8 protein-coding genes are annotated in these 12,676 nt (G+C 77.5%); 6 read left to right on the top strand and 2 right to left on the bottom strand.

The annotated features are described in order from the left end of the window. The first annotated feature begins 28 nt into the window (after nucleotides 1-28). Nucleotides 29-367 carry a helix-turn-helix domain-containing protein gene (locus K5O09_RS11640; RefSeq protein ID WP_222172749.1) on the top strand — a complete coding sequence of 113 codons (339 nt, stop codon included), beginning with the start codon at nucleotides 29-31 and terminating at the stop codon, nucleotides 365-367. A 94-nt stretch (nucleotides 368-461) separates the two neighbouring features. Here K5O09_RS11640 and K5O09_RS11635 read toward each other — a convergent pair whose 3' ends face one another. Both K5O09_RS11635 and K5O09_RS11630 read right to left on the bottom strand, forming a co-directional pair. Next, a complete protein-coding gene (locus tag K5O09_RS11635) occupies nucleotides 462-1,271 on the bottom strand; it encodes a DNA-formamidopyrimidine glycosylase family protein (protein WP_222169702.1) in 810 nt (269 codons plus the stop codon). 66 nt (nucleotides 1,272-1,337) lie between these two features. After that, nucleotides 1,338-6,419: a DEAD/DEAH box helicase gene (locus tag K5O09_RS11630; RefSeq protein WP_255595340.1), complete on the bottom strand. Its 5,082-nt coding sequence runs from the start codon at nucleotides 6,417-6,419 to the stop codon at nucleotides 1,338-1,340. Between the two features lie 124 nt (nucleotides 6,420-6,543). Between K5O09_RS11630 and K5O09_RS11625 the strand changes: the two genes are divergently transcribed. The 5 genes from K5O09_RS11625 to K5O09_RS19215 all read left to right on the top strand — a co-directional run bounded on the left by K5O09_RS11625 (nucleotide 6,544) and on the right by K5O09_RS19215 (nucleotide 12,407). Further along, entirely contained in the window at nucleotides 6,544-6,777 is a 234-nt protein-coding gene (locus tag K5O09_RS11625; RefSeq protein ID WP_222169701.1) for a DUF3046 domain-containing protein, read from the top strand. A gap of 66 nt (nucleotides 6,778-6,843) precedes the next feature. Continuing rightward, nucleotides 6,844-9,126, top strand: a complete 2,283-nt coding sequence (locus K5O09_RS11620; protein WP_222169700.1) for a phage holin family protein — start codon at nucleotides 6,844-6,846, stop codon at nucleotides 9,124-9,126. After that, nucleotides 9,123-9,947, top strand: a complete 825-nt coding sequence (locus K5O09_RS11615) for an MBL fold metallo-hydrolase (RefSeq protein WP_255595337.1) — start codon at nucleotides 9,123-9,125, stop codon at nucleotides 9,945-9,947. The genes K5O09_RS11620 and K5O09_RS11615 overlap by 4 nt, the downstream gene beginning before the upstream one ends. Before the next feature lie 238 nt (nucleotides 9,948-10,185). Then, nucleotides 10,186-11,226: a recombinase RecA gene (recA, locus tag K5O09_RS11610; protein ID WP_222169699.1), complete on the top strand. Its 1,041-nt coding sequence runs from the start codon at nucleotides 10,186-10,188 to the stop codon at nucleotides 11,224-11,226. 731 nt (nucleotides 11,227-11,957) lie between these two features. After that, a complete protein-coding gene (locus tag K5O09_RS19215) occupies nucleotides 11,958-12,407 on the top strand; it encodes a regulatory protein RecX (protein ID WP_255595335.1) in 450 nt (149 codons plus the stop codon). Nucleotides 12,408-12,676 lie beyond the last annotated feature (269 nt).

Genomic DNA, 12,676 nt, shown 5'->3' with positions numbered 1-12,676 from the left:
GGATCGGGACATGAGAGGAGGACGCCGGATGGTCGTGTTGCGCCGAGAGATCGGTGACGTGCTGCGGGATGCCCGCCAGCGGCAGGGTCGGACCCTGCGCGAGGTGTCCTCCGCCGCCCGTGTCTCGCTGGGCTACCTCAGCGAGGTCGAGCGGGGTCAGAAGGAGGCGTCGTCGGAGCTGCTGGCCAGCATCTGCGAGGCGCTCGACGTACCCCTGTCGCTCGTGCTGCGCGAGGTGAGCGACCGCATCGCCGTCGCCGAGGGTCTGCTGATCCCCGACACGGTCCCCGTCGACCTCGCGTCGGCTCTCGGCGGCCAGGACAGCTCCTGGACCCGCCACCGTCCGGAGCTCGCACCGGTCGGCTGAACCCGCGGGGACGATGCCCCCACGCACACGCGACGCCCGGTCGCTCCCGCCCTTCGCTCGGCGGGACGGCCGGGCGTCGTCGCGTCCGGGGCGGTCAGTGGTGGGCCGTCGCGGGGCGCTGGCACACCCCGCAGAAGTACGCCGGACGCTCCCGCGGCGGGGCCCCCGCGAGCCCCCGCCGCACCGGTGCGCCGCAGCGGCGGCACGGCTCGCGCAGGCGCCCGTGGACCCACGTCGTGCGGCCCCGGTACGTCTCGCCCGTCGTGCTGGGGAGCGGGGTGCCGACGGAGCGGAGCATGATCGCCCGGGCGACGCGCAGCAGCCGGCCGGGGTCCGCCACCTCGTCGGCGGGGGTCCACGGCCAGATGCGCTCGAGGAACAGCGAGTCGGCCATGTAGATCGTCCCGATGCCGGCGACGACGGTCTGGTCGAGCAGCACCTCGCACACCGGTGTCGCGCCGCGGGCCTCCCAGCGCCGCAGCGCCTCGGGCAGGCCCGTCGTCTCGAAGTCGTCGGCCAGCAGGTCGGGTCCCAGGTGACCGATGAGGGTGTGCTCGTCGCGCGTCGGCACGACGTCGAGCATCCCGATCAGCTCGCCGACCGCCGTCCACGTCGCGGCGCCGAGCACCGCCCGGACGGCCGGGCCGGCCGCGCGAGCGCCGGGCGTGCCGGTGCGGGCCACCCGCCACGACCCGTCCATCCGCAGGTGCGTGTGCAGGGTGCGGCCGTCGTCGAACCGCGTCAGGAGGTGCTTGCCGTACGACGCGGTGCCGAGCACGGTGCGCCCCACCAGGTCCACCGTGGCGGCGGTCGGCCAGCGGAGGTCGGCGCGCACGAGCTCGCGGCCGGCGAGCGCCTCGTCGAGCCTCCGGGCGGTGCGGCGCAGGATGTCGCCCTCAGGCACGGCGGTGCCCCCTGCGTCCCCTGTGCCCGCGGTCGGGAGCGCCCGCTGCGGGCGGCGGGTCGGCGGTCACCGCGCACCGCGCAGCCGCAGCCCCCGGGGCGTGGCCCCGAACCCGGCCGCGGCGAGCGCCCGCCCGAGCGGTGTCCCCGAGGCACCGAGCAGCTCCTCGCCGTCCGCGCGCACGAGCGTGACGCGACCGAGCCGGCCCTCCCGCACGGCGTCGGCGAGGCGTGCGGTCGCGAGGCGCAGCACGTCGTCGTCCTCGGTGAAGGTCAGCACGGTGCGGCCGCCGCGCTCGAGGTACAGCGCGAGCTCCCCGTCCACCAGCACGACGACGCTGCCCGCCTTGCGCCCCGGCCGGTGACCGGTCGACGCGTCCGCGCGCGCTGGCCAGGCGAGCGCGGCACCGTACGGGTTCGCGGGGTCGGTCGCGGCGAGCAGCGCGACGGCGCGGTCGGCGTCGGGCGGCGCGGACTGCTCGGCCAGCCGCTCCAGCGTGCGGGCGTCGGCGCGGAGCTGGTCCACGGCGCCGGGCAGCGCGAACTGGGAGCCGCCCAGGTGCTCCACGAAGTAGCCGCGCCGCACCTGTCCCGCCTGCTCCAGCGCGGCCAGCACCCGGTAGACGGCGGCGAACTGCCCGGAGATGCCCTCAGCGGGCGCGACGGCGCGGGTCAGCACGCCGTGGCGGTCGAGCAGCTGCGCCGCCAGCGCGTGCGCGCGCCGTGTCGGGTCGGTCTCCCGCGGGGGCAGCATCGACCAGCGTCCACCACCCTCGCCCGCCGCGGGGACGCCCGGCGCGGGCACGCCGGCGAGACCCGGGCTGCGCAGCCCGAGGCCGGAACCGCGCAGGCCCGGTCGCCCGCCGTAGCGGCCCATGGTCAGGGCGCGGGCCCGCGGGGACGCCCCCGGCCCGGCGGGGGCGCGGTGCGCCGTCCGTCCGCCGGCGAGCCGGGCCCGCAGCGGGGCCAGGCCGTCGTTGGTGACCAGCCCCGCCCAGACGAGGTCCCACAGGGCGTCGACGACGGCGGACTGGCTCGCCGGCTCCTCGAGGTCGCCGGCCACCCGGGAGGCGAGCGCCCCGGCGAAGTACGCGCCACCGCCCTGCAGCGCAGCCACGAGGGCCCGGTGCAGCGGGGTGGCCAGGTGGGCGGCGGCGGGGTCGTCGTCCGGGGCGGCGAGCGGCGGCAGCGTCAGGTCGGCCGTGCCCGCGAGGTGCAGGCTGACCAGGCCGTCCCGGCCGGGGAGCGTCCCGTGACCCGCCCACAGCACCTCGCCGGCGGCGGTCAGCTCGTCCAGGAGCGCCGGCGAGTAGTCCGCCACGCGGGCGGGCAGCACCAGCGACTCGAGCGCCGACGCGGGGACGACCGCGCCCGCGAGCTGCTCCACGGCCCGCGCGAGTCCGTCGGCCCCGCGCAGGGCGCCGGGCGCCGGGCGGTCGGCCCGGGCGGTCGCGTGCTGCCACACGGGCAGGAACCGGCCGAGTGCCACCTGGGGCACCGGCTCGACCTCCGAGCGCAGTGCCGCCAGCGACCGGCGTCGCAGCGTGCGCAGGACGTCGGCGTCGCAGTACTCGTCCCCGACGCCGCCGAGGGCGTCCGGTCGCAGCCGGCCCTGGACCACCACGCCGGCGCGTTCCAGGGGCCGCAGTGCGGACTGCACGACCGCCGTGCCGAGACCGAACCGCGCTGCCGCGTGCGCCGCGGTGAACGGCCCGTGCGTGCGGGCGTGCCGGCGCAGCAGGTCGCCGAGCGGGTCGGGCAGCACCTCCGTGAAGACCTCCGGGACGCCGACCGGCAGAGCGACCCCGAGGGCGTCGCGCAGCCGGCCCGCGTCCTCCACCGCGGCCCACTGCTCCGCGCCGGCGCCGCTCACGCCCGAGATCCTCACCCGGATGAGCCGCCGCGCGCGCTCGAGGTCCGCGAGCCAGCCCGCCACGTCGCCGCGGACGTCCTCCCGGGTGCGGGCCTCGACACCGTCCAGCGGCAGCGGGCCGTGCCGGCGCAGCACGTCCGCCACCTGCTCGGCGGTGCGCGCCTGGCGGTCCGGGTCGGTGCCGGTGAGCTCCGCCTCGGTGCGCAGCACCGCGTCGGGGTCGAGGAGGTCCGCCACCTGCGAGCCGCCGCCCCCGCCGAGCAGCTCCTCCAGCAGCGTGGGGTCGAGGGTGAGTGCGGCCGCCCGACGCTCGGCCAGCGGGGCGTCGCCGTCGTACAGGAACTGCGCCGTGTACCCGAACAGCAGCGACTGGGCGAACGGCGACGGCCGGGCGGTCGTCACCTCGACGACCCGCACGCGCCCGGCGGAGACGTCCCGCATCAGCTCGACGAGCGCGTCGATGTCGAAGTCGTCCTGCAGGCACTCGCGCACGGCCTCCAGGAGGATCGGGAAGTCGGGGTACCGCGACGCGACGCCCAGGAGCTGGGCGGACCGCTGCCGCTGCTGCCACAGCGGCTGGCGCCGGTCGGGCCGGCGGCGCGGGAGCAGCAGTGCGCGCGCCGCTGCCTCCCGGAACCGGGCGCCGAACATCGCGGAGCCCCCGAGCTCGGTGCGGACGGCGTCGGCGACCTCGTCGGGCTCGATGAGCAGGTCTCCGGCGTCGACGGGCACCGGGTCCGCGAGGCCGCCGGGCGCGCTCGCCGCGGCACCGTCCGTCGACCACGCGTCGGGCGCGGACCAGCCCAGCAGGTCGCCGACGGGGTCGGATGCGGCGGCGAGCACGTCGGGCAGGCGCAGCACGATGCCGTCGTCGGCGTGCATCGCGGCGGCGTCCACGCCGAACCGCTCCCGCAGCCGGGCCCCCAGCACCAGCGCCCACGGCGCGTGCACCCGGGCGCCGTAGGGGGAGTGGACGACGACGCGCCAGTCCCCGAGCTCGTCCCGGAACCGCTCGACGACGACGGTGACGTCGCTGGGCAGCGCACCCGTCGCGGCGCGCTGCTCCCGCAGGTAGCCCAGCAGGTTGTCCGCCGCCCAGTCGTCGAGACCGGCCTCCCGCACCCGCGCTCGGGCGTCGGCGTCGGGCAGGTCGGCGACCTCGCGCGCCCACGCCCCCATCGCCCGGCCGAGCGACGCGGGGCGCCCCTGCGAGTCGCCCTTCCAGAACGGCAGCCGGCCGGGCACGCCCGGCGCCGGCGTGACCAGCACGCGGTCGGGCGTGATGTCCTCGATGCGCCAGGTGCTCGACCCCAGCGTGAACGTGTCGCCGACGCGCGACTCGTAGACCATCTCCTCGTCGAGCTCGCCGACCCGCTTGCCGCCGCGGGTCCGTCCGCCCGAGCGCTCCGGGTCGACCGGGACGTCGGCGGTCTCCGAGCCCGACGCGAGGAACACGCCGTACAGCCCGCGGTCCGGGATCGTGCCGCCGCTGGTGACGGCGAGTCGCAGCGCGCCCGGCCGCGCGCTGAGCACGTCCGTGGCCCGGTCCCACAGGATGCGGGGACGCAGCTCGGCGAACTCCTCGCTGGGGTACCGGCCCGCGAGCATGTCGAGCACCGCGCGCAGCGTGGCGTCACCCAGCGTCGCGAACGGGGCCGCCCGCCGCACGACCGCGGCGAGCTCGTGGACGGTCCAGTCCTCGGTGGCGACCATCGCCACGACCTGCTGCGCGAGCACGTCGAGGGGGTTCGCGGGCACCGCGACGGGCTCGATCTGACCGGCCCGCATCCGCAGCGCCGTCACCGCCGCGGGCACGAGGTCCCCGCGGAACGTCGGGAAGACCACGCCGTGCGACACGGCGCCGACCTGGTGGCCCGCCCGGCCGATGCGCTGCAGCCCGCTCGCGGCGGACGGCGGGGCGCCGACCTGGACGACGAGGTCCACCGCGCCCATGTCGATGCCGAGCTCCAACGACGACGTCGCGACGACCGCGGGCAGCCGCCCGGCTTTGAGCTCGGACTCGGTGCGGGTGCGCTCGGCGCGGCTCATCGAGCCGTGGTGCGCGCGGGCGAGGATCGTCGTGGCGTCCCGCACGTCGACGCCGACGGCCGTGCCGGACTGCGCCGTGACCTGCGCGGCCCAGAGCGTGCCGGGGTCCGGCACGTCCTCGCCCTGCCGCTCCGCCCACACCTCGTTCATGCGGGCGGTGAGCCGCTCGGCGCCGCGGCGGGAGTTGGTGAACACCAGGGTCGACCGGTGCTCGGCGACCAGGTCGACGACCCGCTCCTCCACGTGCGGCCAGATGGACGGGCGGGTGCCGCCCTCGGCCGCCGCCTGCCCCGTGAGGTCGCGCTCGCCCGGGGCCAGGGGGGCCACGCCGTCCCCCGGCGCGGGTGCGCCGGGGCGCCCGCCGGACCCGTCGCCGGGCAGCGGCGCGGCCAGGTCCGTGAGGTCGGGCACCGGCACGACGACGTCGACCCGGATCTCCTTGCTCGACGGCGGCTGCACGACCACGACCTCGCGGCCGCCCTCGGCCGGGGGCCGCCCGCCCGACAGGAACGCCGCGACGCGGTCGACCGGCGTCACCGTCGCGGACAGCCCGACGCGCTGGGCCGGACCCGGCCCGCCGGGTCGGTCGAGCAGCGCGTCCAGCCGCTCCAGCGACACCGCGAGGTGCGCACCCCGCTTGGTCCCGGCGACGGCGTGGATCTCGTCGAGGATGACGGTCCGCACGCCCGCGAGCCCGGCGCGCGCGCCGGACGTGAGCACGAGGAACAGCGACTCGGGCGTGGTGATGAGGATGTCGGGCGGCTTGGTCGCGAACGCCCGGCGCTCGCTCGGCGGGGTGTCCCCGGTGCGCACGCCGACGCGCACCTCCGGGAGCGTCACGCCGCGCCGCGTCGCGGCCTGCCGGACGCCGACGAGCGGCGACCGCAGGTTGCGTTCCACGTCGGTCGCGAGCGCCTTCAGCGGCGAGACGTAGAGCACGCGGCAGCGCTGCAGCGGGTCCGCGTCCGGGTCCGGCGCGCCGTCGGGTCCGCCGGAGGGCTCCGCGACGATCCGGTCGAGGGCCCAGAGGAACGCCGCGAGCGTCTTGCCCGAGCCGGTCGGCGCGACGACCAGCGCGTGCCGTCCCGTCGACACCGCGTCCCACGCGCCGGCCTGCGCGGCGGTCGGGCCGGCGAACGCCCCGCGGAACCAGTCCCGGGTCGGCGCCGAGAACCGGTCGAGCACGTCGGTGCCGGTGGGGGCGTCCGGCGGCGGGGGTGGCGTCACCCCGTCATTCTGGCGCGGGCCACCGACAGCCGCCCTGCCGGCCGGTGTGAGCCGGGCGCGCCGCGCACGTACGCTCGGCCGGGGCGGTCCGGTGGACCGCCCCGGCGGAGGGACGGGAGGCGCGGTGCGGTACCGGGAGTTCTGGCAGCTGGTCGACGAGGTGCTCGGCAGCGCCCACGGCCGGGTGCTCGTGCACGAGCTCGTCCTGCCGCGGCTCGACGGCCGCACGGCGGAGCAGGCGCTGGACGCCGGAGTGGAGCCCCGGGACGTGTGGCACGCGCTGTGCGACGAGCTGGACGTCCCCGACCCGCAGCGCTGGGGCGCCGACCGCCACCGGCAGGCACCGCCGCGCCGCTGAACCGGCGCTGTCGCGGAGGTCGGCGGGACCGGTCCGCGGGCGGCGCCCGCGTGGCAGGCTGGGACCGTGCCGTCCGACGACCCGCGCCCGCGTCGTGGCTGGTGGTCGGTCACGCTCAGCGACGTCGGCGACGCACTGCTCGGGCTGGTCACGACGGCCGTCGGCCTGGGCGTCGCCATCGCGGTGGTGGACGGGGTCCGGGCGACCAACCCCGGCGCGGTGGTGCTCGCCGCGCTGCTGGTCGGCGCGGGGGACCTGGTGCTGCGCCCGCCGCTGCGCGTGCTCGCGCGGGTGGGCGGTGCCATGGGGGCGCTGGTCGCCGGGCTCGGCGCGCAGGTGGCGGTCGTGTGGCTGGCGCTCTCGCTCGGCCCGGGCCTCGAGGTGCGCAGCGCGTGGGCCGTCGTCCAGGTGCTCGTCATCACGGCCTGCGTCATGGCGGTGGGCCGCTGGGTGTGGGGCGCGTCCGACTCGGACTACGTCGTCGGGGACGTCCTGCGGCGCGCCCGCGCGCGGGCACGCCGCGCGGGGGAGGGCGGCGGCGCCGTCCCCGACCACCGCCCGCCCGGGCTGCTGGTCGTCCAGCTCGACGGCGTGGGCACGGCGGTGCTGGAGCAGGCTCTCGACGCCGGGCTGGCCCCCACGATGGCGCGCTGGCTCGAGTCCGGCAGCCACCGGCTGACGAGCTGGTGGGCGCAGGCGCCCTCGACCACGCCCGCGAGCCAGGCCGGGCTGCTGCACGGCGCCGCCGACGCGATCCCCTCGTTCCGGTGGTGGGACCGTGAGGCGGGCCGGCTCGTCGTCACCAACCACCCCGACGACGCCGCGATGGTCGAACGGCGGCTGTCCGACGGCCGCGGGCTGCTGGCCGACGGGGGAGCGGCCGTGTCGACGATGTTCTCCGGCGACGCCGCCCGGCAGCTCCTCGTCATGAGCCAGGCCCGGCGCGGCATCGGCCCGGGGACCTCCTACCTCCGGTTCTTCGCGAGCCCCTTCGTGCTGGCGCGCGCCGTGACGCTCACCGTCGGGGAGATGGTCAAGGAGCTCTACCAGGGCCGTCGCCAGCGGGTCCGCGACGTGCGTCCGCGGGTGCCGCGCCGCGGCTGGTACGTGGTGCTGCGCGGTGTCACGAACGTGCTGCTGCGTGACCTCGCGACGTCCCTCGTCGCCGAGCAGCTCGTCCGCGGTGCGCCCGTGGTGTTCGTCGACCTGGTCGACTACGACGAGATCGCCCACCACGCCGGGCCCACCCGACCGGAGTCGCTGCGTGCGCTCGACGGTCTCGACGGAGTGCTGGACACGCTGCAGCGGGTCGCCGCCGCGGCCCCGCGCGACTACCGGGTGGTCGTGCTGTCCGACCACGGGCAGGCGCTCGGCCCGACGTTCGCGCAGGTCGCCGGCGAGCCGCTGGTCGAGGCCGTGCGGCGCCTCGTGTCCGCCGGCCGCGAGGAGCCGTCGTGGGGCGGGACGCCCGGCGCTGCCGGGGGCGCGGGCGGAGGGCGCGCCGGGGCGCGGCACGGGGGCCCGGGCGGTGCCCCGGAGGTCGACGCCGTCCAGGCCGCCTCCGACGAGGAGTGGGGGCCGCTCAACGCCTTCCTGTCCTCCGCGGCCTCGCGCCACGGGGAGGACCGCGCGGTCGTGCTCGGTCCTCCCGGCAAGGACCGGCGGGACGGCGAGCGCACCGCGGCCGGGGACGGTGCCCCACCCCCCGAGGTCGCGGTGACCGGCTCGGGCAACCTCGGCATGGTCTGGTTCCCGCGCGAGCCCCGGCGCCTGGTGCTGGAGGAGATCGAGACGCGCTGGCCGGGACTGGTCCGCGGACTCGCCTCGACGCCGGGCATCGGCCTCGTGCTCGTCGACACCGCCGCGCGCGGGCTCGCCGCGGTGGGGACCGGTGGCATCGCGTGGCTCGAGCCCGACGGGGCGGACGGCCTGCCCGCGGTGGACGGCACCGACCCGGTGGCCCGCTACGGTCCCCGCGCCACGGCGGACCTCCGGCGGCTCGGGCGCCTGGGCCACGTCGGGGACCTCGTGGTCCTCTCCGACGTCACGCCCGGCGGGCGGGTGCACGCCTTCGAGGGCCAGGTCGGCTCGCACGGCGGTCTCGGGGGCCCGCAGAACCGGGCGGTCCTCCTGCACCCCGCGGAGCTGCCGGTCGACGACGACCTGCTCGAGGACGTGGACGGCGAGCGCATCGCCGTCGGCGCCGACCGGGTCCACCACCAGCTGCTGCGCTGGGCCACCGCGCTCGGGCTCCGCCGGGACGCCACGCCGCCTGCTGCCGCCGGGGAGGAAGGTGCGGCGCCGGCAGCGGGGCCCGCGGGGCGGCTCCGTCCCGGGGACGGCTCGTGACCTCCGGCGCCGCCCCCGGGACCGCCCCGGCGGCCGGGGCGACCCTGCGGTGGCTCGGGCACGCGACGGTCGTGCTCGACGTCGGCGGCGCCCGCCTGCTCACGGACCCGCTCCTGCGCCCCCACGCCGGGTTGCTGCGCCGCCGGGCGCCCGCCCCCCGAGCCGCGGACTGGGCGGGTCCGAGCGCGGTCCTGGTGTCCCACCTGCACCACGACCACGCGGAGCTCGGGTCTCTCCGGCTGCTCCCCGGGGTGCCCGTGCTGGCGGCCGGGGCCAACGCGCACTGGCTCGCGCACCAGGGCCTGGACGCGGTGGGGCTGGGGCCGGAGGAGTGGTGGACGGTGCCCGGGACGGACGTCCGGGTCCGTCTGGTGCCGGCGGTGCACGGGCACCGGCCGATGCCGCACCGGCCGAACGCGGCGCACGGCTTCCTCGTGGTGGCACCCGGCCTGCGGGTGTGGTTCGCCGGGGACACCGCGCCCTACCCGCAGATGCGCCGCCTGCCGGAGCTGGCCGGTGGTCCGCTCGACGTCGCGCTCGTGCCCGTCGGCGGCTGGGGACCGCGGTTGTCGGGCGGGCACATGGACCCCGTCCAGGCCGCGGAGGTCTGCGAGCAGGTCGGTGCGCGCTGGGCGGTCCCGGTGCACTGGGGGACGCTGCACGCTCCGGCCTCGCGCCGGCTGCCGCCCGGGTGGATGGACCGCGCGGGCCCGGCGTTCGCCCGGGCGCTGGACCGCGGGGCGCGCGCGCGGCCGCTGCTGCTGGCGCCGGGCCAGGCGGTGCGGCTGGGGGAGGCGGAGGGGCTGTCGGGCCTCGTCTGACGCCGCACGACACGCCGGGGCGCGCGGATGTCGAGTCGAACAGGTGTTCGGGTACTGTGGCCGACGTGACGCGCCGCGGGTCGGGCGCGGGCCGCGGAGCCGTCCACAGGTGGGACGGCGGCGGGGCCTGTGGACGACGCGGGGTGCATGTCGGTGGTCGGGCATAGCGTCACAGCACGACACGGAGACCAGCCCCCGCAGGCGCAGCGCGACGCTGCACGAGACGACGAGGTGTGACATGCCCGCTCCCCAGGACCGCGAGAAGGCCCTCGAGGCCGCACTCAGCCAGATCGACCGCCAGTTCGGCAAGGGCTCGATCATGCGCCTCGGCGAAGAGGGGCGTGCCCCTGTCGAGGTGATCCCGACCGGCTCGATCGCCCTCGACGTCGCGCTCGGCATCGGTGGCCTGCCCAAGGGCCGCGTCGTCGAGGTGTACGGCCCGGAGTCCTCCGGCAAGACGACCGTCGCGCTCCACGCCGTCGCGAACGCGCAGCGCGCCGGCGGCATCGCGGCGTTCATCGACGCCGAGCACGCGCTGGACCCGGACTACGCGAAGAAGCTGGGTGTCGACACCGACGCCCTGCTCGTCTCCCAGCCGGACACCGGTGAGCAGGCGCTCGAGATCATGGACATGCTGATCCGCTCGGGTGCGATCGACATCATCGTCATCGACTCCGTCGCGGCGCTCGTGCCCAAGGCGGAGATCGAGGGCGAGATGGGCGACAGCCACGTCGGCCTCCAGGCCCGCCTCATGTCGCAGGCGCTGCGCAAGATCACCGGTGCGCTCAACGCCTCCGGGACGACGGCGATCTTCATCAACCAGCTGCGCGAGAAGATCGGCGTGTTCTTCGGCTCGCCCGAGACGACGACCGGTGGCAAGGCGCTCAAGTTCTACGCCTCCGTGCGCATGGACATCCGGCGCATCGAGACCCTCAAGGAGGGGTCGGACGCGGTCGGCAACCGCACCCGCGTCAAGATCGTCAAGAACAAGATGGCGCCGCCGTTCAAGCAGGCCGAGTTCGACATCCTCTACGGCGTCGGCATCTCCCGTGAGGGCGGCCTCATCGACATGGGTGTGGAGCACGGCTTCATCCGCAAGTCCGGCTCCTGGTTCACCTACGAGGGCGACCAGCTCGGTCAGGGCAAGGAGAACGCGCGCGGGTTCCTGCGTGACAACCCGGACCTGGCGGCGGAGATCGAGAAGAAGATCAAGGAGAAGCTCGGCATCGGTGCGAAGGTCGACGTCCCGGCCGGCGCGGAGGTGAAGGTCGACTTCTGATGCCGGCCGAGCACGATCAGGTCGCGCGGCCGGCCGGACGCGGTGCGTCCGGCCGGCCCGGGCCGTGGGACGTCCCGGAGGCCGCTGACGGGTCGGCGTGGGACGACCGCTCCGCGGCCGACCCGTCGGCCTGGGACGACGAGCCGGCAGTGCGGGACGACCGCCCGGCCGCAGCAGCCGAGGCGCCCGAGCGGCACGTCGCGCCCTCCGTGTGGGACGACGACCGACCCGTGCCGTCCGTGTGGGAGGACGTGCCCGAGCGGCCGGCATCGCAGGACGCGCCCGAGCGGTCGGCATGGCAGGACGTGTCCGAGCGAGTTCACGACCGTCCCGCCCGGATGCCCGCTGAGCACGGGCCGGCCGCCGACACGACCGCTGCCGAGCGGCCCAGCGCTCGTTCCGCCACTCACCCCTCGGTGCGCCCCACCGCCGCCGAGCTCGCGGAACGCGTGGCCGAGGTCCTCGCCCGGCCGACCGGCGACGGTCCGACCTCCGCGCGGCGGGCGTCCGGAGCGCGTGGCCGGTCGGCAGGCTCCCGGGACGTCGGCGGCGTCCCGTCCGACGAGGGGGATGCCGACCGTGGTCCCGGGTCGTCCCGGAGCCGTTCCGGCGCGGGAGGCCCACGCCCCACGCGGGGGCGGCGCAGGGCACCGGCGGGCGAGCCCCCGGCGAGCGGCCCCGCGGCGACGGACGCCGAGCCCGACCCCGAGTCGGTCGCACGGTCCGTCGCGTTGCGCCTGCTGACCGGGGCGCCGCGCAGCCGGGCGCAGCTCGCCGAGGCGATGGCACGCAAGGACGTCCCGGAAGAGGTCGCCGAGCGGGTGCTCGACCGTTTCACGGACGTGGGGCTCGTGGACGACAGCGCGTACGCCGAGATGCTCGTCCGCACCCGGCACGCCGAACGGGGGATGTCGCGGCGCGGCATCGCGCAGGAGCTGCGGCGCCGCGGCGTCGACGACGTGACCGCCCGCGACGCGCTCGCGCAGGTGGACGACGAGGACGAGGAACGGGCGGCGCGCGCGCTCGCCCGCAAGAAGCTCTCCGCCACGCGCGGCCTCGACCGGGAGACGCGGCTGCGGCGCGCGTACGGCGCGCTCGGCCGCAAGGGCTACGGCGGCGAGCTCGTCGCCCGCGTCGTGCGCGAGGAGCTGGCGGCGGAGGCCGCGGACCTCGACGGCTGACGCCGGCGCCGAGCCCCGTCGCCCGCGCCGACCACCGTGCTCGGCGGTCGCAGCGATCGTCATCGCGTGCGCCGTCCGGGCGCAGGCGGCCCGGCTCGTCGCCGGCACGCCCGCGGTGCCGCACGGCGGCTCGCCCCCGTCCGTGCGTCGTGCGTCGTGACGCCCGGGGCGGGGTGGAGAATGGACCGTCGTGCCGGCAGCCGGGCGCGCCGCGCCGAGCGGTGCCCGACGGCCCGCGCGACCGAACCGATCCCAGTCGCCAGGGCCTC

Source organism: Cellulomonas sp. C5510, from assembly GCF_019797765.1.
GTDB lineage: Bacteria > Actinomycetota > Actinomycetes > Actinomycetales > Cellulomonadaceae > Cellulomonas.
This window is presented reverse-complemented; position numbering and strand designations above follow the sequence as displayed.